This is a genomic window from Alkalibacterium pelagium, assembly GCF_900109325.1.
Lineage (GTDB): Bacteria > Bacillota > Bacilli > Lactobacillales > Carnobacteriaceae_A > Alkalibacterium > Alkalibacterium pelagium.
Genome location: NZ_FNZU01000005.1, coordinates 137767 through 162824, shown reverse-complemented (window position 1 = coordinate 162824; position 25058 = coordinate 137767). Strand labels below are relative to the sequence as shown.

Sequence of the window (25058 nt, the reverse complement as noted above, 5' to 3'; positions counted from 1 at the left end):
AATTATAATCAATTAACGTACGGAATAGTTCGGTGCTTCTTTTGTAATTTGAACATCATGCGGGTGAGACTCGCGTAGTCCGGCACCACTCATTTGAATAAACTGAGTATCTTCTCTTAGTGCTTTCAAGTCTTTAGCTCCTGCATAGCCCATGCCTGAACGCAGTCCACCTAGCATCTGGAAGATAACTTCCTGCAGGCTTCCTTTGTATTCGATTCGGCCTTCGATACCTTCTGGAACCAGCTTGTTGGCTTCATTTTTAGAATCCTGGAAGTAACGGTCACTTGATCCTTGTTTCATAGCACCCAGGCTTCCCATACCACGGTAAGTCTTGAACCGGCGACCCTGGAAGATCTCGAATTCACCAGGTGATTCGTCTGTTCCTGCAAGCAGGCTTCCCAGCATGACGGCATGTCCACCGGCAGCCAGAGCTTTTACGATATCGCCGGAGTACTTGATTCCACCATCTGCGATAATCGGCTTGCCGAATTCTCTAGCCACAGAAGCAGAATCGTAGATAGCGGTTATTTGAGGGACACCGACACCGGCAACAACACGTGTCGTACAGATCGATCCGGGACCGATTCCTACTTTAACGACATCTACGCCTGTTTCAAATAAAGCACGGGTACCTTCTGCAGTTGCGACGTTTCCTGCAATCAGTGCAACATCTGTAAATGCTTCACGCAGTTCTTTGATTTTTCGAATAACACCGGCACTGTGTCCGTGAGCTGTATCTATAACGATCACGTCAACTCCTGCTTCTACAAGTGCCTGAGCCCGTTCGAATGAGTCGCTGGTTACACCAATGGCTGCTCCAACAAGTAGTCGGCCATGTGAATCTTTCGCAGCATTAGGGAATTCAACGACTTTTTCAATGTCCTTGATTGTAATCAGTCCACTTAAACGGTTATTTTCGTCAACGATCGGCAGTTTTTCGATCTTGTGTTTCTGAAGGATTTTCTCAGCTTCTTCTAAAGACGTACCGACTGGTGCAGTAACCAAGTCTTCTTTAGTCATTGCTGTGCTGATTGCTTGAGTATAGTCAGTCAGGAAGCGCAGATCTCGGTTTGTCAGGATCCCCACAAGAACACGGTCTTCCATAGAATTAACTAAAGGGACACCGCTGATGCGATAGCGAGACATCAATTCCTCAGCGTCAGAAATCAGGTGGTCCGGTGTCAGGTAGAACGGATCAATGATCACGCCGTTTTCAGAACGTTTAACTTTACGGACTTCCATCGCCTGGTCTTCAATAGACATGTTCTTATGGATAATTCCTAGTCCGCCTTGACGGGACATGGCAATTGCCATTCGGGAGTCAGTCACAGTGTCCATGCTGGCACTTAATACGGGGATCGACAATTTGACTTTATCGGTTAGACTGATACTCAGATCAACATCGTTCGGTAAGACGTGACTTTCCTGTGGCATTAATAGTACATCATCAAAAGTGAAGCCTTTTTTAGCAAATTTCGTTTCCCATTGAGACATATATGAAAATCCTCCTTAAGATTTAGCGTAACGGGCTGATAATTTTAAGGATTAGTGTATCAAAGTGACGGAAGCTTATCAAATGGTATTTTCAGGCATTTTTTATAATGAGAAACTTCTCATTAATAGATGGAATAGAAAATATCATGATAGCCGTTTCAAAAGCTATTGTGATAGGGATAGAGAGGGATCGATCAATTATAATCATTCGCTTAAAGCATATAAGTCTAATCAAAAATTAATTATGTTATCAAGGGATAAACCTCAGAACGTTCAGTTATAGAGGGGATAAACACGAATATTCACTGTGTTGTATCGTCAAATAAGGGTAAAACCCGAACATTGATCAAACTGATAGAGGTTTAAAAAGTGAAAAAGCCCAGCCGTAAAAACAGCTGGACTTTGATTGTATGGTTGTTTTTTTGAACGTATTTATTCGTCAAGCAGACCCTGTTCAATCAGGAAGTCACGTGCGACATCTTCAGCTGATCGACTTTCAAAGGCTACTTCGTAGTTCATTCCTCGCATCTGATCATCATCGATCAGGCCGTCAAGAACAGATAGGATCTCTTCGATTTCCGGATACTCATCCAGTAAGGCGTCAAGCATCAGTGGTGCACCTTGGTAAGGAGGGAATAATCCCTGGTCATCTTCGAGCACGACGAGATTGTATTCATCGATTTCGGCATCCGTACTGTAGGCGTCGATCAGATTGATGTCGCCTCTTTCGATAGCCGTGTACCTCAGCTGGGCATCCATCGTTGTCACATTCCCAAACGTGATGCCATACATGTCCTGGATACCAGGGTAGCCGTCTGTGCGGTCATTGAATTCCAGTGTGAATCCGGCATCAACCTCGTCAGTGACATTAGCAAGATCGGAAATAGTCGCCAGATCATGTTCTTCAGCAAATTCAGAAGTGACGGCTAAAGCATACGTGTTATTGAAAGCCATTGGATTCAGCAGTGTCATGTCGTATTCTTCTGAGATCAGATCTCTAGCTTCTGTAAAGACTTCTTCTTCGCTTGTACCAGGTTCAGGGACGATATCGAAGAAAGTTGTCAGGACTGTTCCGGTGAATTCTGTATAAATGTCGATTTCACCTGATCTTAACGCATTGAAAACAAAGTTGGTCTGGCCGAAGTTTGGTTCCACACCAGCGGTAATGTCACTCTGATCTTCAATCAGTAGTTTGTAGATATTCATCAGCACTTCAGGCTCTACTCCTTGTTTTCCTGAAATGACAATATCTTCATCTTCTCCAAAGATTAGAGGAGCCGCCAGCAGAAGCAGGATTACCAGAAGACCTGAACCGAGAATGGTCGCAGTCTTTTTGAATGACGCATTCTGGAAGTAGCGCAGCAGCTGGTCGAAAATAATAGCCAGCAGTGCGGCCGGGACAGCACCTAACAGGATCAGATTGTTGTCTCCACGGTCAATTCCAAGAAGGATCAGATTACCGAGTCCGCCAGCACCGATCAGAGCAGCAACTGTGGCGGTTCCGATGATGAGAACCATCGCTGTTCTTATCCCCGCCATAATGACAGGCATAGCCAGTGGAAGCTGCACTTTACGAAGCTTGCGCCAGCGGCTCATTCCCATGGCATCAGCGGCTTCGTTAAGAGATGGATCTACTCCTTCAAGTCCGGTGTAGGTATTTCTAAGTATCGGAAGCAGGGCGTAGATTATAAGAGCCATTACCGCAGGCACTGTTCCTATACCGACTAGTGGAATCAGAAGACCCAGGACTGCCAGTGAAGGGATAGTCTGAAAAATAGCAGTGATTTGTATGATCGGTTCAGCAATGCGCTTATATCCGATCAGAAAAATGCCCAAGGGAACAGCGATCAGTACAGCAATGATCAACGCCATAAAGGACAGCTGCATGTGTTCGATGAGAGCCGTTCCGAGGTCACTGCTTCTTTGCTGGAAAGTATCGATTAAAGTTGTCATGATGCAGAGGCCTCCTTATCAGTGTTGACTTGGCTGGCCAGGTAATGAACCAGGTGGTCACGTGTAACCATGCAGTCTTCCTGATCGGCATGGGTCACCTTGACAGTTGAATGGTCTGCCATCAATAAAAGCAAGTCGTTAACTGGCGCATCTGCCTCGATCGACGCCGTACTTGGTGCATCTGAGGTTCTGGTGATGTAGTCGTTGTCGATTAAATGTTGGACAGTCTTTTCTTCCTGATAATGCGGCAGACCAGTCTGCAGGAATTCTTTGACAAAGTCATTGGCCGGGTGCTTCAGTATCTCTTCGGCAGTACCGACCTGTTCGATCCTGCCCTGATTCATCACACAGATGCGGTCGCCCAGATTGATGGCTTCCTGCATGTCATGCGTCACAAAGACTACTGTCTTCTTCAGTTTGTGCTGAAGCTCGACCACGTCTTTCTGCAGACGGCTTCGGCTGATAGGATCCAGAGCGCTGAACGGCTCATCCATTAAAATGATGTCTGGATCAGCTGCCAGAGCCCGGATGACTCCGATTCTCTGCTGCTCACCGCCTGACAATTCGGAAATTTGGCGGTTCCGGTATTTGTCAGGATCAAGACCTACCGTATCCAGCAGTTCAGTTACACGGTCGTGCATATCTTCTTTGGACCATTTTTTCATTTCCGGCACAATAGTGATGTTCTCTTCTACTGTCATATTAGGAAACAGGGCAATCTGCTGAAGCACATAGCCGATATTCCAGCGCAGTTCCTGCAGATCATAGTCACTGATGCGCTTGTCGTCGATCAGGATCGTCCCTTCAGTTAAGTGGATCAGCTGATTAATCATTTTAAGTGTCGTGGTCTTTCCACTTCCGCTGGGACCTATCAGGACAAAGAACTCGCCTTCATTTATTTCCAGCGAAAAGTCCTCGACCACAGCGGTGTCATTATAAAATTTGTACACCTCTTCGAACCGTATCATATTATTTCCTCCTAGTTTTCTATTCATTCAGTATAGCAAAGGGGTGGGGTAAACCTGTAATCATATACTCATGGGGGTAGCGGGAGCGTTATATTTTGTATCTGAATTACAGCTGATTAATAATGCCCTCCTTCGGGTATTCAATAACCAAAAGGAGGGGGAATGGATCAGCTGTAAAGAGACGGCAGGTCGCTGGCAATGGATGGATAGGCAAAAATCATGTCTGATAAATTTTCCGTTTTGATCTTCTGATTGATTAGGAAGCTGAAGTAGTTGATCAGCTGATCGGCCTCGTTATTGATGCAGGCGGCTCCGACCAGGAACCCTGTTTCTTTTTCTGTCACTATCGTTACATCAGAGACAGGTTCGTTTGATCGGCTGTAGCTGAACCACTTAGTCGCGTCGATGGTGGACACGTCATAAGTCTCTGGATCTTCGGTTGCATCCTTTTCTGTTACGCCGATCTGAGCAAGTCTTGGACTGGTAAAGACGATCGTCGGAATGCTCGGGTAGGCAATGGGCTCGCTTGATTCTCCCGTCAGGTAGTCCAGCAGATAGCTGGCTTCAAAACTGGAGACCGGGGTCAGGTTCGGCTGGTTTTTAGCAATACAGTCTCCGATTGCAAATATTGATGAATCGCTTGTACGGAGATAGTCATCCACCTTGATGCCTGCCTTACCGTAATCCACGCCTACCTGTTCGAGATTCAGGCGCTCAATATTTGGAACGCGACCAGTCGTCCCGAAGACCAGATCAGTCGTCAGGTCGAAATCAGAGTCATCCGTCAGACGATACCCGTGGTCTATCTTTTCAATCTCGGCGATGCTGGTATTCAAGTGGAAGGTCACGCCTTTGTTTTCCAGCTGTTTCATGACTTCTTCCACATAATCTTGTTTGTACGCCTTGAGAGGCCTGTCATTGTGCTGGACGATATGCACTTCTGCACCCGCTGCGTTTGCTATAGCAGCCAGTTCAAAAGAGATATACCCACCGCCTACGAAAGTCACCACATCAGGCATTTCCGGAAGTGAGAGAAAATCATCACTAGTCAGGAAATGTTCCTGCCCTGGAATATCCAAAAGGAAAGGACGGGCACCTGCCGCAATGACAAACTGAGTTCCTTTAATGACGGTGTCTTTGATCTGAAGGGTATTTTTACCGATAAATTCAGCTGAACCCGTTATAGTTGTCACTCCGGCCGATTCCAGACTTTTTTTACTTTGTTCTGGTACCGGATCAGTAAAGGTCTTCTTGAAAGCCATAAGGTCCGGCCAGTTGACTATCTGCTGACCTTCGATTCCTTTTCCACTCATTTGAGCAGCTTTATCCTGGGCTTCGACGGCACTCACGAGAACTTTTTTCGGGTCACACCCTCTATTCGGACAGGTTCCGCCCCATAAATCTTCTTCAATAATGGCAACTGTTCTATCAGCAGCTGCAAGACCTGAGGCAATGCTCTTTCCGGCAACGCCGCTGCCTATGACGACGACATCAAATGATTGAGTCATGCTTTAACATCCTTTCGTATATTAGTGCTCACTGTAGGTATAGTTTAATCCGCTCATTTTGTCCTAATTGAATAGTATCATTTAATGGATATAATAAGATAACAGAATGCATTTTAAAAAGAAGTTATATCCTCCGGAAAAAGTATGATAGGATAAGAAAAATAATGGTGAGAGGCGAATCTTTACTGGCGTCATCGATCACCAGGTCACATAAGCTAAGTGGTAAACATAATAAGGGGGAGAACGGATGCTTTTACTTAGGGAAATTGAAGAAAGAGATAATGAAATCATCGGTCAGATCGTTCAGCGCTCACTTGAAGAAGAAGGACTCAAGATGCCGGGGACAGCATACTACGACCCGTACTTGTTCGAATTGTACGTTTATTACCAGAAACCGGACAGACAGTACTGGGTGCTGGAAAAAGACGGAACAGTCATCGGTGGAATCGGGGTCGGTCCATTTGACGAGAAAGAGAAAGTTGGAGAAATTCAGAAACTCTACATTATAAAAAAAGAGCGTGGGAATGGCTACGCTCATCAGCTGATCAAGAAGGCTATGGATTTTGGTACGCATCACTATGATGCACTTTACATTGAAACGTTTGCCTCATTGTCAGATGCCAACCATCTCTACAGTAAATATGGATTTGAAAAGCTGGAGGCTCCACTTAACGGGACGGAACATAGTGCCTGCGATACCTGGCTGATCAGACGTTATCCCAGAATAGCTGACTAGAGGCCTCAAATGAGAAAACACTTACCCGGCCTGCCGAATTTCATTCCCTGTGATATGATTGACAGGGATGTAAGAGACAGGCGTTTTGTGTAGCCTGACTGAATAATAAGATGGAAAAGGATGGGAATGACAGTGGCAGTTGTAGTCAAAAAAGTTAAGAAGCCTGAAATGGACAACATCAGAAGCAAGGTCATGCTGACGGATGAGACGATTCAGGAACGGTTGAACAAAGTACTTGAGCGCATGAAAGACAGTGGACTGTCTTCATTAGTTATCTATGCCGACAAGGAACATGGCAGCAGTTTCGAGTATCTGGTCGGGTTCATTCCGAGGTTTGAAGAAGCGCTGCTGGTTTTAAACCAGGATGGTTCGGCGACACTTATACTGGGTAATGAGAATATCAACAAAGCGCCGCATGCGCGCTTAAAAGCTGTCGGAAGAAAGTGTGCGCTTTTCTCACTGCCGAATCAGCCAATGGGAGAGCTGGATGATTTTACAGCTGTTCTTCAAGAGACAGATATAGATACGTCCAGTCAGGTCGGCCTTGTTGGCTGGAAGCTGATTCCGGGGATGGCTCGTCAGTTCGATATCCCGCAATTTATCGTTAGTGCCCTGGAGACGGTTGCCGGAAAAGACAAGCTTGTTAATGCGACAGCGCTTCTGGTCGGTCCGGAAAATGGCGCACGAGTGACCATCAATGCCAATGAAGCGGCACATTACGAATACGGAGCAGCTCTGGCATCAGATGCGGTACTGGATGCAATGAATAGCCTGACTGTTGGGGTGAGCGAACTGGAAATGGGGAACCGTCTCAACAGAGATGGTCAGTACAACAATGTGGTCACGATCTGTGCATTCGGTGACCGATTTATAAAAGGGAATCTTTACCCGACTGATAAGAGACTCGTCAAAGGAGACAAAGTGGCCCTGACGGTTTCTTATAAAGGCGGGTTGTCGAGCAGGTCAGGCTATGCCGTGACAAATAAAGAAGAACTTAATGGAGTAGATGAAGGATACTTAGAAGAGGTTGTCGTACCTTATTTTGAAGCGTATCATTACTGGCTGACGAACTTGAAAATAGGTCTGCGCGGTGGAGACTTTTATGATGCCTTCAATACATTTTATCCGCAGGACACATACGGCTGGCATCTTTGCCCGGGTCATCTGACGGCAGATGAAGAATGGCTGTCTTCGCCATTTTACAAAGGATCAGAAGCAGTCGTTCAGTCGGGGATGCTGTTTCAAGTCGATTTCATCCCTTCTCAGCCTGGCCATAATGGGGTATCAGCTGAAAGTACGGTCCTTCTAGCAGATGATGCTTTGAAGCAGGCCATACGGGCGGATTATCCGGATATGTGGAAACGAATCGAAAGCAGGAGAGCCTATCTGAGTGACGAGCTGGGTATCAAGCTGTCAGAAGATGTGCTGCCGATGGCTGGTACACTTGCGTATTACAGACCCTACATGCTGAACGACGAGTATGCACTGACGATCGAAAATTAAGTGATTGAGTAAAAACTCCCCTGATCGGGGAGTTTTTTCATTATATAGAATAGGAATAAAATAGAAGAGGTGGAAAATTTCCTCGGAAACCTTTTCTAGGCCCTTGTCTACAATGGTGAGTGAAGTATAGGGATAAATGTCTATTTAAACTGCGTTATGAATACAAAATTATGGAGTCTAGTGATGAATCGTGCTGATAAACTAGACCGTGATCAAAACGACTTTAGTTTACGACTCAACTGGTAAGCTGGACTGCATTCTAAAGTGCCATAATGTAGTTTATTCAGAATAATGCGAGCGAAATACACCGAGTGAGTTTAGTACTGGTTCTTGATATATGAACGACTCTATATTAATGATTCAAGTGAATAACAGTCATATCGGAGCCGATATAACGGCTCATATTATGAAGAAAGTATGAAGAATGATCCGGATTAGAAAAAAATGATAAAACGTCTTTTTTTCTTAGTTTTCTATGATAGAATGATTTAAATAGTACAAATACATAGATAAAGGATCGGTTGAATGTACAAGCAGATTATAGAAGAAATCTTGAAATATATGTGGAGAAATAAGAAGAACAGGCTGGTTATGGTACTCAGCTTGGGCGTCGTGCTGGTACATAGCCTTCTCATCCTGCCTAATCTAACGGAAGATTTTGATGTTGATGTTGCCCAGCTTGAGCGGTCCATCGTATCAAATCAGCAGACCTTTGAAGACCGTCTGGAAACCGGTCAGACCCTGCCATCCTTTTTTACCGGGACGAGTGCCTATCAGCAAGCCAGAAACGAGTACGTGAATCAGCGTGAACTGCTGACAGCGATCCGGACTGGAGATGCCAGACGCTACCTGACGATTAACTACAGACCACAGGAAGATCCGGGAAGTGTTATGGAAGATGAAGGGTTCAATATTCCCATACTAGGCTATGCTCAGGAACGGGAGTTTCAGGCGATGAAAAATCAAGTCTACGTTAATGAAGTCGAGCCACTCAGTTTTCACCATATCCACGAACGGACGAGTCTGCAGCAGATGCATCTGTTCCTGATCGGATGGGGCCCATACATACTTATTTTCCTGCTGCTGTTCATGATCAGTGATGTAGTGACTAAAGATAGAAAGCTGACCACTCAAAAACTCGGAGTATCCAAGAACTGGTTTACCTATCTGATGGTCCAGTCTCTGGCTGCTCTGGGCTTTGTTGCGCTGTTCTTTGCGGTCATAACCGGGATTTTCTATCTCGTCAATGGCATTCAGTACGGCTTTGGTTTTGGATCGCTTCCTGCTGGTGTTTTTGAAGCCGCACCTGAAGGCGAACCGTTCCATGCCTCCATCTGGTCTGTTATTGATCTTTCAACATTCTTTATCCGGGCACTGCCGCTTCTGGCTCTGCTTCTCTACGGCTTTACACGTCTGAATACGCTGATCAGCTTGATTGTCAAGCAGGATGTCGTCGTTCTAATTGCTACATCCTTTGCATTGTTATTTCCTTTTCTTTATTACGGGGAAGAGACGACAGAACTGCTGGGCCTTAATATAAGCTGGTATCCTCAGACCTACTATCAGGTGGGAGGTGCCGCAACAGGCATGATCGACGCAATTGTCCAGGAACCTGTTCCGTATTCTAGAGGTATCATTGTCCTGCTTGTCACCTTATTGATAATTGAAGGGCTGAACTACTTGGCATCGAAACTCATTACTAGACAGACATTCTTAGGATAGGAGGCATGAATACAGATGAAAACATTAATTAAATGGAACAGCCGGCTGATGCTTCGAGACTGGAAGACACGCCTGCTGCTGATTGGATTCTTTGTCTTTCTTGGGTCCTTTTCCTTGCTTTACAGGCAGCAGAATGTGACGTTGCCTGAGATGCAGCTGCGTGCAGAATACAGTGATGCGCATCAGATTTTCCGAATGATTCCGGACTCACACTTCGAAGGAGAAATAGGTCAGGAAGTCCAGCAGAGACTGGGGCGCAATTCGATCCTGATCGGACTGAACCGCTACATCATGACTCAACGTGAAGGGAATACTGTAGAGGGGCTGGAAGAGGTGGTGTCGGATTATTTAAATAACGGCCGAGAAATGGCTGAAAATAATCTCTATCTTCATGAAGAAACTGATTTTGAATCCTATGATCTTCTTCAGGACGTCTATCTGCCGTCGATAGAAGAAGTGGAGCAGCAGATCGCGTTTTTCAATGCACTTGAAGACAACAACCTTGATATCGAATGGAACCCGTATGCGTCGTCTCAGATTCTTCAGCAGCAGGTTGAACTGTTCGTGACGGTCATCGTGTTCATTGCAATCGCTTTGCTCGCGGGGGATCATTTTACGAAAGATCAAGTGAAGAATTACAGTGTGACCCAGGGGCTGCCTGTTCCTTTTAAAGCTCAGTGGCGGGTTAGAAGCGGGATGCTCTGGTTCCTGACTTGGGTCGTGGCTCTGGGTGGGCTGGCGGCCAGTTATCTCATTTCACTGTTCTTTGAAACGTCTGGCAGCTTGAATTATCCGACTGAAATATATATGAATCAGACCATCAGATACATCCCGCTCTGGCAGTACAGCCTCCTTCTGATCGGAATGGGCATGATTGTCAGTTTCCTGTTTCTGCTGATCATCACCGGACTGAGCTGGATGATCCGAAATGTCTACCTGACCTTGTTCATCACAGCCGGGCTGGTCTTGTCTTATACGTTATGGCAGGTCTTTCCACCACTTACAGGCTGGCAGCCGTCATTCTACACGAACAGCGTAGGCGTTTTGACCGGACAGATGGCGAGACAGTTCCAGCTTCCAGGCATCGAATTCTGGCGCCTTCCGCTGATTGCACTGGTGATCTGGCTTGCTCTTGAAGGGGCATTTCACTACCTGTTCAGCCTCATTCCGACTCAGTCGCTTGGATTAAAAAGGAGAGAAACTAAATGACATTAACTATCACCGATATGACCGTTGCTTACGGCGATCGTGTTGTACTGGAAAACATCTCGTTTACATTGAATGAAGGGCAGATCATCGGACTTGTGGCGCCGAACGGAACCGGGAAAACGACGCTGTTCAATGCGATCATGCGCTTTATTCCGGTCAGATCCGGGACGATCGAAGTGGATGGTACAGCCTACTCTGCCAAGGACAAGGATGTTCTGGCTCTGCATAAGCTAATCACCTTTTTTCCGAATCAGGCCGATCTGCATGAAAACTTTTCCGGAACGGAGCATATCCAGATGTATGCGGATATGTGGTCAGGCAAGCGCGATCAGGTTCAGGCGATCATCAAACGCCTGGAAATGGAAGACTATGTGGACCGCAAAGTCAGCACCTACTCTCTAGGTATGCGCCAGCGACTCTGCTTTGCCATGGTGGTGGCGGCCGATACACCGATCATGTTCATGGACGAGGTCATGAACGGACTCGATCCGGAAAACGTGTCGCTCGTCTCTGACATATTGATTGACCTGAGACGCGATGGAAAAATCATCATGGTCGCTTCCCACCTGCTCGACAATCTGGACGAGTACGCAGACAAAGTCTTTTTCCTGAAAGACAAGCAGCTGCATTTTGTCTTCGATCATCATGTTGATAAAATCGATTATTTCAAACTCATGTGTACACAGAAGCAGGCTGAGAAGCTGGAAGAGTCTATAGCTTTACCTGAAGGAACCATGCACCTGGGAAACAGCATGCTGTGCATTCCACTTGAAACCCTTAATGAAAAAGAACAGCTGGCTCTTTATCAGATGATCCGTCAGATGAAAGACGGCGCCCTGACAGTGGGACCGCTTGGGACGGGAGAATATTATTCTCATCTCTACGGCCTGGAACTTCATTCTTACGACAGGGGGCATGAGCATGAGACTGAACCGGTTTAAACTGTCCGTCAAGCTGACTGGACTGAGCGGTGTACTTATGCTGCTTTCCGGCTGTGCCGGCTTTACAGGTCTCCGCTCACCGCATTATGATGGGGGGCCGATTGAACCTGATGAGGAAGCGATTGAGCGCTACAGCGAATCAGCCCAGGTTGATGAGGCATTCGAAGACATCTATAGACGGTATCCTCTGAGCAGTCGATTAAGAGAGGACGCACTGGACTTTTCTGACGCAGGCTCTTTTGAACTGAACGAAGGGGAGTACACTGTAGGAGAAGACGTGCCTGAAGGTCGGGTTTATATTCAAAGTGAGTCGAGCGATTTCAGGCCTGAATTCTGGATCATTCACACAGCACACTTCATGATTAGAGACGAAGAAGATTCAGTCGCTTTTGATCAGCATTTTCAGAATGAAACTGGCGTGATGCAGGCCTATGTCGATTTACGAGAAGGCTACACGATTGAAGTAAGCGGGAATGATCCGATCCTTTATGTGGACTATACTGGAGAAACCGGGAGCAACTGGGTTAACACCGGGCTCGGTGAAGAGCAGATCACGCTGACATCAGGACACTACAGTGTAGGGACGCATCTCTCACCCGGGCAGTATACGATAGAAAGTGCTATGGGTCCTAGGGCCTCGGAACTTTATCTCCTTTCTGAGAACGATGAGGTAGCCATTATTGAGCTGCACTCGCGTATGAATCCTGCCGGGGTCATCAGTGCAGAAGACAATCAGTCACTGCTTGAACGAGGGCAGATTACCCCAGAAACATATGAAATGAATGAAATGCAGAGACAGAGGTTTGAAGAAGACAAGCCGGTGATCGACCTGAATGAAGGCGATGTTCTTTACCTGCCGATGGTCGACCAGCTGATACTGGAAGAGAATTAGAAGGAGCTAGCTATGTATGAATCCTGGATCGAAGCCGAACGGTTCTATACACTGATCATGCCTTGGACCATCATCGGTCTAGCTGTCCTTGTGTTTGTCTATATTTTTATTTATTCCTACACAGCCAAGGGTCAGAAGCTGAGGAAAGGAACTAATTTAAGTGTGATCAGTATCCTTTTACTCAGTCTGCTGTATTTTGTCTTCGGTCATCTCCGCTACAGCTTCTGGGTGGAGCAGAATGAATACATTCATCCTGGAATCAGAGAATATACCTATATCTTAGGGATTCGGTCAGATGAGGATCGGCAGGTCATAAGAGCTCAGCGTCAGAGCCCGTCTCTTTATAGACAATTGAATGCACTGGAAAAATATGAAGCTGATGCTAGGGTACAGCCGATGATATACGATTATCTGGGATCCAGAGATGATACCCATTATTTTTCTTTCGGAGACGAAGATCAGTATGCGTTTAGGATCAGGGGTACTGTAGAGTGGACCCAAGGCGAACGGGAGATTCACGGCTGGCAGTTCAGGCTGACAGATGACCGCTTCGAAACGCTAGGTTTCGCAAACGACTTTGATATTATTTTTGCTGTCCTTCTGTTACCTGAAACAGAGCAGAGAGAGCTGGCCGACTTGTCTGAATACCGTATGACAGCAATCAGTGAAATTTATCCGAATTGGATTTTCCCAAATCAGCGTGACTAAAACAGGATATCAGAATAGGAGAGACCTATGTTTAGACAATGGATGGCAGCTGAACAGTTCTATACGTTTACTTTGCCGGCTATAGCAATCGCCATGATCATATTGGCAGGAGTTTACCTGTTCATTCTGATCTACACCGACCGGAAGACGAGAGCGCAGAAAATCGGTCATCTGGTGTTTTTCGGTCTACTGATACCTGCTCTCATCTACGGCTTATGGGGCCACCGATCTCATAATTTCTGGCTTGATCAGAATGACTACATTCATCCGGGGATAAGAGACCGGGCAACGATTTTTGGTATGGAAACTCACGAAGATCCAGCGATCGCCAGTGCCTACAGACGTTCTGAGAGCTTAGGGGAGAATCTTACTCAGCTTGAGATGTACGAAGATGAGGAAGTGACGCGCGATTTTCCCTATACCTATGTAGGCTCAAACGGCAGTCAGCATTATTTTTCATATGGAGAAGATAACGCTTATACGTTTCGGCTTGACGGTGTGGTTCACTGGTCTGAAGACTCGAGTTATCTGATCGGGCGTGAACACCGGCTGGTCGACGAGCAGTTCGAAGACATCGGCTTTTACAATGAACACCACATCATTTTTGAAGCTCTGCACTTGACCGACGATGAACAGGAAGTGGATCCGTCCCGTATGGAAAACTACTATTCAGTGACCGATATGATCGGAGGCTGGCTGTTCGGACGGCAGTTTTATTAATTGAGTATCATACAGTGATATTTCATTTTAAAAAGATTGTATTTTCTGAGGTTGCCTTGTAGAATATAGTAAGTATATGAATTAAAGGAGATTATAAAATGGATCTTGAATTATTCACGGAATTTAGATTAGTGTTTGGCATTATCCTGGCTATACTTGTGCTGTTTTTAGTTCTTTCTCTTGTTCCAAAAGGCAGAGATACTGTAGTGACCTTCTTTTCAGTTCTGGCTATTTCCATTTCACATCTGGCAATTGCTACAGCCTTGCTGATTGTTGAAAATACCTTTCTTGAAGACTTTACTTTAGATGGGGATTCATTGACTTTCTACATGTTCCTTGGCGTTGTCCTGTTGGCTGTTCTGAACCCGATTATTTACAAACTTAGAAACAAGTCAGGCAGAAGACGGTCATATTCATTTAAATAAATAGAAAAAGGATCACCCCTCGTCGGATGATCCTTTTTTGTTCAGATATTACATTATATCGATCAGCCAATGGCCGTTCTACTGCTTAGGTTTGCCGCCGAAGAAGTAGAATCCTCCACCAACTGAAGTCAGGATAACAAGGCCTCCAACCAGTACAACTGGGAGTTCGCTGTCTCCGTCACCGAATGAAGCACGTGTCGATTCTTCAGTTTCATCTTCTTCCGATTCTTCTTCAGGCTCCTCGGTTACGTCTTCTATTTCTTCCAGTTCATCTTCAGGTTCTTCACTGCTTAAAATGGCAGCTTCCAGTTCTATCGGATCAAACACAGCCATCGTCGCAACTGAAGCTGTTTCACCGACTACCGCGCTGTTAGTATAGGTGTCGCCCAGCAGAATCCATTCTTCCTGAGCTGTATTCCACTCGTATAGTTGATGCTGATTGGCTTCAGCCTGTTCTGTAAAGAAACGGTAAGTCATCTGTTCAGGGAAAGCCGTGATCATCTGGTCATTCTGTTCAATGGAAAAGTCGATCAGATCGCTGTGAGCAGTCTCGCTGTAATCCAGAGGCTCCTGAACTGTTTCGAAAGATAGGAAAGCTTCTCCTTCAGTCAGATTAGCTGACGGAATGACCCATTCCATATCGATACGTGCGATCAGTAGTGTAATATTTCGGCTTCTGATCGATTCAACTTGTTCTGGAGTGAGACTGACTCGCTCAATATATTCCAGTGACGAGTCAAAGGAGATTGCCAGCAAGCCATTGTCTGCAACAGCTTCCAGGTCTTCGTCATCGATGACAGCCATCCCGTTCGTGTCTGAAGGGCGGATCCATACCGTACTCTGAAGAGGCTCTTCTTCTTCAGCTTCGTCTTCTTCATCAGCATCTGATGCGTCGTCCTGACTATCTTCTGAATCCTGATCCTCGGTTGGCTCTTCTTCAGGGGACGAATCGTCTTCCAGGTCATCCTGAGGGGATTCAGTATCGTCTATTTCTTCCGGATCCTGTTCTTCTCCATTACCGTTTTCATCAGTATCTTCATCAGTCATGTCGTCTTCTGTTTCAGTGTCGTCATCGGAGTCAGATTCCGTATCATCTTCTTCAGTAGGGTCCTCTTCGACGTCTTCTTCGGGCTCTTCCATCTGTTCAGGAAGGTAATGAACGAGTCCGTATCCATAAATCGGATCACGACCTTCATCACCAAGATCTCTGGCTTTTTCAGCCATCCGTGCTCTAATCTGTCCAGCTGATTCGCCTGGATACTTCTGCATCAGCAGGGCAGCGATTCCGGCAACGTGAGGAGTAGCTTGGGACGTACCGGACATTGTTCTGAAACTATCCGGCCCATCGATGCCCAGACCTAAGATCTGTCGACCAGGGGCAGCGAGTTCGTTTTCAGCTGAAATCATTGAATCACTTACACGGTACCCGTTCTGATCGACGTTAGCTACAGCAATGACTTCCGGATGTGCTGCAGGATAATCGATGATATTTTTATTCTCAGAGATATTTCCGCTGGCGGCAACCACAAGGATGCCCTGCTGGTCTGCCAGTTGGATCAGGTCATGGATTTCCTGACTCTTGGTACTATAGCCGGAACTGATACTGATAACATCCATGCCTTCATTAATTGCCCACTGAAGGCCAGCTAATAGATTACTTGCATTGGTCCGAGAGCCATCTCTCTGGTGGTAGACCTTTACACCGTAAAGATCGACGCCAGGTGCCACGCCTTGAGCACGTGACCCCTGATTGGCACCAATGATGCTGGCGACATGTGTACCGTGACCGTCGTGATCATTCGTCCAGTAATCGGGTTCATCCGGATCATCTTCAAATATACTGTATCCACCGGCATACTCAATATCGCCGTGTTCATAGAAACCAGTGTCCAGGACAGCGACACGGACTGACTCACCCGTAATGCCTTCTTCCCAGGCGTTAAATGTGCCGATCATATCCTGATTCCAGTCGTCGGCCTGAACCGGAAAACTATGGCTGGTGCTTGTTGTGTGCATCTCCTGGTCATAGGTGATACGTTCGACATTCTCCATCTGACTGATGTCCTTGATTGAAGAAGCTGGGACGGACATCGTCTGAACAGGGAGAAGTGTCATTGTACGTACATTTTTGAATTCCGGGTCGAGGTCCTCTTCTGATGGAACCTCGCCGCTGTACCTGACGATAATATCTATGTACTCGTCAGAGTGATGACGGTCATGAGCCAAGGCAGAAGTGGCTGGTAAAAGTATACCAAGTACAAGAACCACTGCGCAGGCTGCACGCCATAGCATTACACGTTTTTTATTCACTAATCAAAAGCTCCTTTTTCTCACAAATTCATTTGGGACATTGTGCTGTCTTTAATAGACAGATTTAATAAACTGCTAATCTCATGCGTTTTCTATGAAAATTGCATCATTACAAGTATCTTATCACAAGCCGGAGAATGGTGAGGGGTTAAATGCATGTTAAAAATGAAAAAAATGAGAGTGTTGTCACAATTTGTTAAAAAAATGCAGAACAGGGTGGTTTAGTGGTAAGATGTAAGGGAAATCACCCGCAGGAAAGGAGTTACGTCTGAAAATGACTGACTTGAATGAAGCGATTCAGTTTTTTGAATCTCAGCCTGGAATGGATAAACTGTTCAGGCTGTTAAGAGATGAACTGCTGACGCATCGCAGAATCAAAGGACACGTTAAGCTGGATGGGTTTTCTCTTATAGAGCTGGAGTCCATTGCTCATTTTTTTCAAGTATCCATTGATTCACTTAAAATCAAAGGTCGCGTCGACCTTGAAGCCTTCAACAGGAAACTGGATAGCCCGCCATTCAATGGAATTGATCTTACACAGCTGCTGGAGGCCTATTTTGACGAAAAGCTGCTGACATTATCTACTAAAGAAGAACGCTCGCTGTATCTTAAACGGCTGGAAAAGGAATTTTCCCTCCTGAAAGACTGGCTGGCTTATTTGCGCACCCATAGCCGAGATGTAAGATGGATTCACGATATGATAGAGGAGTCGAGCCATCAGTTTGAACAGCATGTGCTGTACTTATCCGAAGGCATCCGTCTGCTTCCGAGTCGACCGATCCGCCTATCTGTCTTCAGTCAGATCATCACCTTGGATGCCGACGCCTTCCAGCCTTCCAGTCCATTAGGAAAACTGTGGCTGCATGTCCTGGCGGAAACCAAGCGTCTTCATGCAATCGAGCCGATCCGTCTGCCTGAAAATAGAAAAAAAGAGGATAAGCTGCTTAAGGAGTTCAACTTATTCAGAGAAGACATTTCTGATTCTGTGACGGTTGCTAACCTCTTTGCCGAAACCCAGAAAGGGTATCATCCGATGTGGGAAGCCGCTGTGCACGCGAGAAGCGTGCTGACCGTTCCCTTAAGAGAAGTCATCAAACTGACTGCGGTCTATCCGGCTCATGAAACCGGCATCGTTTATGTCGTAGATGATCCCGAGCTGTTCACACGTATTCTGGATGACGTGCCTTCGATACCGATGATCTGTACGAAAGAGGAATGGACCTGTGCTACATGGGAAGTCTTTGACCGGATAGAGGATAGTGGATTCGACCTTCGCTTTATCGGGAACTTTACCCCTGAAGGGATTGTCCGGGCAGAAGAACTGCTCCTTCATTATCCGACGCAATCCAGTACTTGGAGGATGGACATTCCAACCTATCTTAAATCTCGAAATCTCAATGAGTATTTAAGTGACAAGGACTGCGAACTGCTGGACAAGCATCATCTCGACTATCTTGCCTGTCTGAAAGATGAAATGAGGGACAGACATCAGGCCGGCTACCTGATGAACGTAGCAGATGAACTGATTCAGGAACTGAAAAAATACTACAATTAGTTAAGAGGAAGAGAGGAAGACGCAAGTGGATAGAATAAGAGTAACTGACGACAAGCGCCTGCTTCATGGCGGAGACTATAACCCGGACCAGTGGCTGGCATATCCGGATATCCTTGAAGAAGACGTCAGGCTGATGAAAAAGGCACACACCAATACATTCTCGATTGGCATATTTGCCTGGGCAGCGCTGGAACCTGAAGAAGGGGTCTACAATTTTGAGTGGCTCGATCAAGTCATTGAACGGATCACATCGATCGACGGGCGATTTATTCTGGCCACTCCGAGTGGGGCAAGGCCGGCGTGGATGTCCAAAAATCATCCTGAAGTGCTGCGCGTCGATTCGTTAAGACGCAAACAGCTCCATGGGGCACGGCACAATCACTGCTTCTCTTCACCTTATTATAGAAGAAAAACGCAGGAAATGAATGAGCTGCTGGCGGAACGGTATGGCGATCACCCCGCTTTGCTGATGTGGCACATATCAAATGAATTCGGCGGAGAATGTCACTGTGAGCTGTGTCAGGAGAATTTCCGGGACTGGCTCAAAAATAAGTATGACAACGATCTGGACAAGTTGAATCACGCGTGGTGGGGGCCGTTCTGGAGCCATACGATAACAGAATGGGATCAGATCGAGTCGCCTTCACCGATTGGGGAAAGTGCTGTTCACGGCATGAATCTGGACTGGCGTCGCTTTGTGTCTTACCAGACAATCGACTTTTATAAAAATGAAATCGTTCCATTGAGAGAACGGACACCAGACGTCCCAATCACGACAAACTTCATGTCGGACAATCCGGAGTTTGTGCCGTTTACCGCACTTGATTACAGTCAGTTTTCCAAGGAAGTGGATGTCATCAGCTGGGATGCCTATCCGGCATGGCATAATGATCAGGAAGATACACCCACATTGGCTTCGCGTGTCGCTTTTTTAAACGACCACTTCTATAATATGAAGCATCAGCCGTTTTTGCTGATGGAGTCGACACCAAGCCTGGTCAACTGGCACGATGTGAACAAAGCCAAACGTCCAGGAATGCATATCCTGTCTTCCATGCAGATGCTCGCACATGGGTCAGACAGCGTCCTGTATTTCCAATGGCGCAAGTCCCGCGGGTCATCGGAAAAGTTCCACGGAGCTGTCGTCGATCACGACCGGTCCAGCGAAAACAGGGTCTTCAAGGAAGTGGCACAGCTCGGTCAGGCAATGGAAGCTTTGTCGGAGCATGTCGTCGGATACCAGCGCAAAGCGGATGTCGGCATTCTGTATGATGTGGAAAGTGACTGGGCACTGAAAGATGCTCAAGGCTTCGGATTGAAGACGAAGCATTACGGAGAAACCCTTCAGAAACATTATCAGGCTTTCTGGGAACAAAACATTGCGGTAGATGTACTGTCAAAAGAAGATGACTTGGATCAGTATAAAATTCTTCTGATTCCAATGCTTTACATGGTGTCTGAAGAAACGGCAGCCAAGCTTCAGGCTTATGTCAAGAGCGGCGGAACGCTTGTCGGTACCTACATCACGGGGTTAGTTGACGAGTCTGATCTGACGTATCTTGGCGGCTGGTATGGCCCGCTGAAAGAGATGTTTGGAATCGAACCGACTGAAACGGATACCTTCTATCCAACGGACCGAAACCACGTCTCCTATAAAGGCGTGTCTTATGAAGTGAGAGACTATGCGACAGTCATGGATATGGCAGGAGCTGAAACACTGGGAACTTATGAAGAAGACTTCTACAAAGGGACATCAGCGGTTACTCGGAATGAGTACCATAATGGACAGACCTACTATATCGGAGCCCGTCTTGACGATGCCTTTCATCAAGCATTTTACAGCGAACTGATCGATGCGCTGGGTTTAAAATCCCCGCTGGATATCCGACATAACAGAGGCGTCTCTGTTCAGGCAAGAGAAGCTGAGGGCAGACAGACCATCTTCATCATGAACTTCACTGAAGAAACGCAGGCGATTGAGATCATGGAAGACGTGACGGATCTGCATACCAATTCTCCATTATCTGGCACACTTGATCTGGCGCCTTACGAAGTCAGAGTGGTCGAGAAAGTCGTAAGCTAATTGTACAGTAGGGGAGGCTGATAACTGGAGCCTTCCCTATTTTAATAATAATAGTGATAGAAAAAGTTGAGAATAGAGGAGAGAGAAGATGATTTTTTCATTTCTGATGATGCTGGCCACTTTGTCCATGCCGATCTGGGCTATTGTGTGTGCCATGAATCTGGTAGCTGTTATCGAAAAAGTACATAAAGACAAAGAATATGACTACAATGTGTTCTGGCTGACGGCTTCCTTTACTGTGATCGTTACTGTGCTGACCTTTCTTCTGGTTAATGCACTTTAAAGATGTAAACTATTTTTTTGTTTGATTATCCGCGATGAATTGGGCTGTACTTGAAAGTTCACAGTTTTCATTGAATTTATTCTAAAAGAGTGTGTCGATTCTTGATATAATATAGGATGAATAGATGAAAAGTAAGATTGAGAAAGAGAAAGGAGAACGCATTTGGTCACATTAAATGATGTTGCAAAAAAAGCCAATGTTTCCAAAATGACTGTTTCCCGTGTCATCAATCACCCGGAACAAGTGACCGATGAGTTGAAGCAGCTGGTCTATGAAGCTATGCAGGAACTGAACTACCGGCCGAATATTGCTGCCAAAGCATTGGCTAACAACCGAACTCAAATTATTAAACTGCTTATCCTTGAAGAAATGGATACCACTGAACCGTACTACATGTTTCTGCTGACTGGTATTGCGAATGAGCTGGATAAGTATGCATACAGCCTTCAGCTTCTCACTCACAAAAACGTACAGATCGGGGATTCCGACGGTTATATCGTCTGCGGCATGCGTGACGAGCATAAGGAACTGGTGGAAAGTCTGAAGAAACCGACAGTGATCTACGGTCAGAATGATATCGGCTACGATTTTGTCGACAGCAACAATCAGAAGAGTATGGAACAAGCAACAGAATATGCCATTCAGGATGGCTACGATAAGATTGTCTATATCGGTATCGATGTCGATCAGCCCTTTGCCCATGCCAGAGAGAAAGGCTATGCTCAAGTCATGGATGCACATGGTCTGGAAAAAAATGTCTACCGTCTCGAAAACCGATCAAGATATTCTGCTGCATTCATCCGGGAGAATCTGGATCGTTTTCCTAAGAACACGCTGTTCCTCTGCGCATCCGACCGTTTGGGGCTGGGTGTTATCCGGGAAATCAAGGAGATGGGATTTGATATTCCCAACGACTATGGCGTCATCGGACACGACGGCGTGTTCCTGGATCAGATCGCCTATCCACACCTGACGACCCTCAAGCAGTCGACAGCCGAAATGGGTGCAGCCTGTGCCCGAATGGTTCTGAACAAGGTGAAAGAAAATGGCAAGTCTCAAGGAAACGAGCTCTTTGAAACCGAACTGAAACTGGGCGGAACGACCCGGAACCGGGCCTAAGTAAAGTAAATCATGAGAGAATAACAGGTAGGACTGAAGCGCACGACTGGCTTCAGTCCTTTTTTTGTTCAAAAATCTGTTGGGCAGGATATGACTAGGGGGTGTGAAGAGAGCTAGATGGAGTTGGATCTAGAAGATATGGAGATTAGTTTAGTTAGAACCAGTTTAGCTGAAGATCAGCTCTTGTTATGGACGAGGAACTGTAAGTAGAGCGAGTCTATTTACAGTTCCTAAAAAAGTAGGACCTGAAAGTGAAGCGAGAAGCCCTCTAGCGGAAGTAATAAAGACTTTACAAAAATAAAGTGGAACTAGAGCCTTTCTAGCAGAAGCTTTTTCTACTTTATAGGAGCTGAACTATAAGTAGACTCCGACTATCTGTAGTATGTACAAAAAGATCTTCAATAAGGTATAACTAGGCGCAGGCCTAGTTACATCTTAGAAAGCTTGGAATTACCTGAACTATAAAGAGAATCGATTGATGACAAGAAGGACAGAAAAGTAATAAGGAATTGATCAATTCTCTAATGTGGAAAGGAAATAGCTGTGGCTATTTCCAGCCGATCTTGAAGTGCCTAGGAACCCTAGTTAAATTCGATTAAATTCATTATTTTAATAAAATTAAAAAATATCCTATTAAATTTGCTAGAAAAGGCGTATGATAAGGCTAAATTAAAGCTAGTCTATATTTGGAAAACAGGTGATGCACGATGGTGAAAATAATCAAACATATGGCAGTTTTTGGGCTAATATTAGCTGCAATATTTATATTAAGTGCCTGCTGGAATAATGATGGAGCAGCGAATGCAAGTAAGAGTTTAAGTCGTGATTCTACGATTGCATCGGCTGAGCTGACTGATAGAGATCAGACGATGATATATGCTATGTCAGACCATGCCTTTGTATTCAATTTTAATCTGACTAAGGAGTACGAAGAGGCAACAGTATGGTTAGAAAAATACGAAAATGGACAGTTGAGTCATGATTCAGGGTCAAGCATGTCTTCAAAGGTTGAAGGTGAAGGTATGATTATCTTTTCAACAAGTTCGGTGTCGCCTGATTCGGGGCAAGAGCATTTTAAGATGTATCTCGGCGCAGAGTCTGGCGGAGGTGGGTTAAGTTTCATACAAGATATCTCGATGATTGATGAGGAAGGACCAATAACCCTGCGCGAAACAATAGTGAACGAAAAGGTCCCTATTTCCGAAGAAGATATGGTCTTGGCTAGCACTGTAATTGAATGGTCTGATAGTGTAAGCTCGATTCCACCTGATTTTTATGAAGATGTTGAAGGAAACTTGAGTATGATTGAGGAATACGACATTGTTTACCTCCTTAGAGCGAGGTTTGACTGATACTAACCTGACTGAAGTGACTGCAATATTGATATATTTTAGACAAGCCGATATCTTAATCCGGCTTGTCTTTTTTTTTCAAACTGGGCACGTAGTGTTGACAGGGTAAACGAGGATTGGTAAACTATCAAAATATTAAAAAACGATTAGAAAAGAACTGTTGTGAACAACCGCTGGAGGGGGAAAAGAAGTGAAGGAGCAGCTGACTGTCAGACCGGGACCGGAAGCGTACAAGTGTGCGCCGGGTATCCTGGATGATTTAAAGGAATATATTGAGGAGCGGGGGTTCAAACGTATTCTTGTGGTTCACGGGAAAATATCCTGGTCGAAAGTCAGGCCCAAGCTGATCGTCCTTCTCGAAGAGACCTCATATGAAGAACTGACTTTCAGTGCCTTTCAGGGCGAATGCAGCGATGAAGAAGTGGAAAGGCTGAAGAATCAGGCGGCGAGTGAGCGGGCCGATCTTATCATCGGTGTTGGCGGTGGAAAGATCATGGATACGGTCAAGTATGTCGCCGCTCAATTGTCAGGGGTCTACTCGGTCCTGATTCCGACTCTGGCCAGTAACTGTGCACCATGGACACCTCTGAGTGTGATGTACACCCCGGAAGGAGAATTTATCCGATATGACTTTCATCACCGTCAGGTATCTCTTCTGCTGGTCGATCCGCTGATCATTATCGATGCACCGGTTCGTTACCTGACAGCTGGTTTGGGAGACACACTTGCCAAGTGGTATGAATCTGAGCCGAATTTGTCGCTGCCTGAACATGATTCAACTGCACTCGAACTGGCTTATATGACGGCTGGCTTGTGCCGAAAAGTGATAGAGACACACGGGCTTCAGGCTGTGGTTGATGCGAAACAGAATAAGCTTAGCGATGCCTTTATAAAAGCGATAGAGACGATCATCATGACCAGCGGACTCGTTGGTGGTTTCGGCGATGAACTGGCACGGACGACCGCTGCACATGCGATTCATGACGGCCTGACATTCTTTCCAGAAACACACCACCTGCTTCACGGGGAGAAAGTAGCCTATGGCATCATGGTCCAGCTGGCTCTGGACGGCAAGGTCGACGAACAGTCGGCTGTTTCCCGCCTGCTCAATCAGCTGGGCCTGCCGGTATCACTCAATAAACTGGGACTTGCTGGAGGAAAAAAACTTTACCGAAAACTTGCGGCGCTCACCCTTGAACATGATCCAGGTATCCATGTGCTTCCTTACCCGGTTACAGAAGACAGCTTGGCGGAAGCTATTGAAAATAATGAGTTATTTAACGAACAGACAGCATCAGGACAGGGAATTTGAACCTGTCGGCCATTTTATATAAAATTAGATTAAATAGCAGATATCGTATCAACTGAATAGCGTGAACCTGAGGAGTAGGTCTATCAATCGAATGAGAGACTAGGATTCTCAGGTTTTTTATTTTTCCGGACGCTATAATTGGACAGATGTCAGCGCTTTGATTTCTGTTACCGATAACACTTTAAAACTGCTTGTATATTTACCTGTGGATGCTAGAATCAAGATGGAACCGCTTCACGAAAGCGGGAACGAGCGACTCAATTAA

20 protein-coding genes are annotated in these 25058 nt (G+C 45.8%); 15 read left to right on the top strand and 5 right to left on the bottom strand.

Annotation, left to right across the window (positions count from 1 at the left end; translation table 11 throughout):
• Window positions 1–12 precede the first annotated feature (12 nt).
• The 4 genes from guaB to BMX79_RS05780 all read right to left on the bottom strand — a co-directional run bounded on the left by guaB (window position 13) and on the right by BMX79_RS05780 (window position 5923).
• Window positions 13–1494, bottom strand: coding sequence for an IMP dehydrogenase (gene guaB, locus BMX79_RS05795; protein ID WP_091480211.1), 1482 nt, complete (start codon window positions 1492–1494; stop codon window positions 13–15).
• Between the two features lie 432 nt (window positions 1495–1926).
• Window positions 1927–3447, bottom strand: a complete 1521-nt coding sequence (locus BMX79_RS05790) for an ABC transporter permease/substrate-binding protein (RefSeq protein WP_091480209.1) — start codon at window positions 3445–3447, stop codon at window positions 1927–1929.
• A complete protein-coding gene (locus BMX79_RS05785; protein WP_091480207.1) occupies window positions 3444–4415 on the bottom strand; it encodes an ABC transporter ATP-binding protein in 972 nt (323 codons plus the stop codon). Before BMX79_RS05785 ends, BMX79_RS05790 begins: the two co-directional genes overlap by 4 nt.
• A 167-nt stretch (window positions 4416–4582) precedes the next feature.
• The gene (locus BMX79_RS05780) at window positions 4583–5923 is read right to left on the bottom strand and encodes a dihydrolipoyl dehydrogenase family protein (protein WP_091480205.1); all 1341 of its coding nucleotides are present in this window, start codon (window positions 5921–5923) and stop codon (window positions 4583–4585) included.
• A 247-nt stretch (window positions 5924–6170) separates the two neighbouring features.
• Between BMX79_RS05780 and BMX79_RS05775 the strand changes: the two genes are divergently transcribed.
• The 9 genes from BMX79_RS05775 (at window position 6171) to BMX79_RS05735 (ending at window position 14779) form a co-directional block, all read left to right on the top strand.
• Window positions 6171–6659, top strand: coding sequence for a GNAT family N-acetyltransferase (locus tag BMX79_RS05775; protein ID WP_091480203.1), 489 nt, complete (start codon window positions 6171–6173; stop codon window positions 6657–6659).
• A 120-nt stretch (window positions 6660–6779) separates the two neighbouring features.
• A complete protein-coding gene (locus tag BMX79_RS05770; protein WP_371862062.1) occupies window positions 6780–8162 on the top strand; it encodes a M24 family metallopeptidase in 1383 nt (460 codons plus the stop codon).
• Between the two features lie 525 nt (window positions 8163–8687).
• Window positions 8688–9884, top strand: coding sequence for a hypothetical protein (locus BMX79_RS05765; protein WP_091480200.1), 1197 nt, complete (start codon window positions 8688–8690; stop codon window positions 9882–9884).
• A gap of 15 nt (window positions 9885–9899) precedes the next feature.
• On the top strand, window positions 9900–11093 hold the full coding sequence (locus tag BMX79_RS05760) for a hypothetical protein (RefSeq protein WP_091480198.1): 1194 nt from the start codon (window positions 9900–9902) through the stop codon (window positions 11091–11093).
• Window positions 11090–12034: an ABC transporter ATP-binding protein gene (locus BMX79_RS05755; RefSeq protein ID WP_091480196.1), complete on the top strand. Its 945-nt coding sequence runs from the start codon at window positions 11090–11092 to the stop codon at window positions 12032–12034. Before BMX79_RS05760 ends, BMX79_RS05755 begins: the two co-directional genes overlap by 4 nt.
• Window positions 12015–12926, top strand: coding sequence for a hypothetical protein (locus BMX79_RS05750; protein WP_091480194.1), 912 nt, complete (start codon window positions 12015–12017; stop codon window positions 12924–12926). Before BMX79_RS05755 ends, BMX79_RS05750 begins: the two co-directional genes overlap by 20 nt.
• A gap of 12 nt (window positions 12927–12938) precedes the next feature.
• A complete protein-coding gene (locus tag BMX79_RS05745; RefSeq protein WP_091480192.1) occupies window positions 12939–13634 on the top strand; it encodes a hypothetical protein in 696 nt (231 codons plus the stop codon).
• A 27-nt stretch (window positions 13635–13661) separates the two neighbouring features.
• Window positions 13662–14354 carry a hypothetical protein gene (locus BMX79_RS05740; RefSeq protein WP_091480190.1) on the top strand — a complete coding sequence of 231 codons (693 nt, stop codon included), beginning with the start codon at window positions 13662–13664 and terminating at the stop codon, window positions 14352–14354.
• A 98-nt stretch (window positions 14355–14452) separates the two neighbouring features.
• Entirely contained in the window at window positions 14453–14779 is a 327-nt protein-coding gene (locus BMX79_RS05735) for a hypothetical protein (protein ID WP_091480188.1), read from the top strand.
• Between the two features lie 78 nt (window positions 14780–14857).
• On the opposite strand, the gene BMX79_RS05730 is transcribed toward BMX79_RS05735, so the two are convergent.
• Window positions 14858–17089, bottom strand: coding sequence for a S8 family peptidase (locus BMX79_RS05730; RefSeq protein WP_091480186.1), 2232 nt, complete (start codon window positions 17087–17089; stop codon window positions 14858–14860).
• A gap of 274 nt (window positions 17090–17363) precedes the next feature.
• On the opposite strand from BMX79_RS05730, the gene BMX79_RS05725 reads away from it, so the two are divergent.
• From BMX79_RS05725 to BMX79_RS05700, 6 genes are all read left to right on the top strand, one after another.
• Window positions 17364–18644 (top strand): TIGR02679 domain-containing protein, encoded by a 1281-nt coding sequence (locus BMX79_RS05725; protein ID WP_091480184.1) that lies wholly within the window; start codon window positions 17364–17366, stop codon window positions 18642–18644.
• Between the two features lie 25 nt (window positions 18645–18669).
• Window positions 18670–20727 carry a beta-galactosidase gene (locus tag BMX79_RS05720; protein WP_281282335.1) on the top strand — a complete coding sequence of 686 codons (2058 nt, stop codon included), beginning with the start codon at window positions 18670–18672 and terminating at the stop codon, window positions 20725–20727.
• An 88-nt stretch (window positions 20728–20815) separates the two neighbouring features.
• Window positions 20816–21010 carry a hypothetical protein gene (locus tag BMX79_RS05715; protein WP_091480182.1) on the top strand — a complete coding sequence of 65 codons (195 nt, stop codon included), beginning with the start codon at window positions 20816–20818 and terminating at the stop codon, window positions 21008–21010.
• A 162-nt stretch (window positions 21011–21172) separates the two neighbouring features.
• Window positions 21173–22129: a LacI family DNA-binding transcriptional regulator gene (locus tag BMX79_RS05710; protein WP_091480179.1), complete on the top strand. Its 957-nt coding sequence runs from the start codon at window positions 21173–21175 to the stop codon at window positions 22127–22129.
• A 707-nt stretch (window positions 22130–22836) separates the two neighbouring features.
• Window positions 22837–23481: a YgaN family protein gene (locus tag BMX79_RS05705; RefSeq protein ID WP_091480177.1), complete on the top strand. Its 645-nt coding sequence runs from the start codon at window positions 22837–22839 to the stop codon at window positions 23479–23481.
• 190 nt (window positions 23482–23671) lie between these two features.
• Entirely contained in the window at window positions 23672–24793 is a 1122-nt protein-coding gene (locus tag BMX79_RS05700; protein WP_091480175.1) for an iron-containing alcohol dehydrogenase family protein, read from the top strand.
• The last annotated feature ends 265 nt before the right edge of the window (window positions 24794–25058 follow it).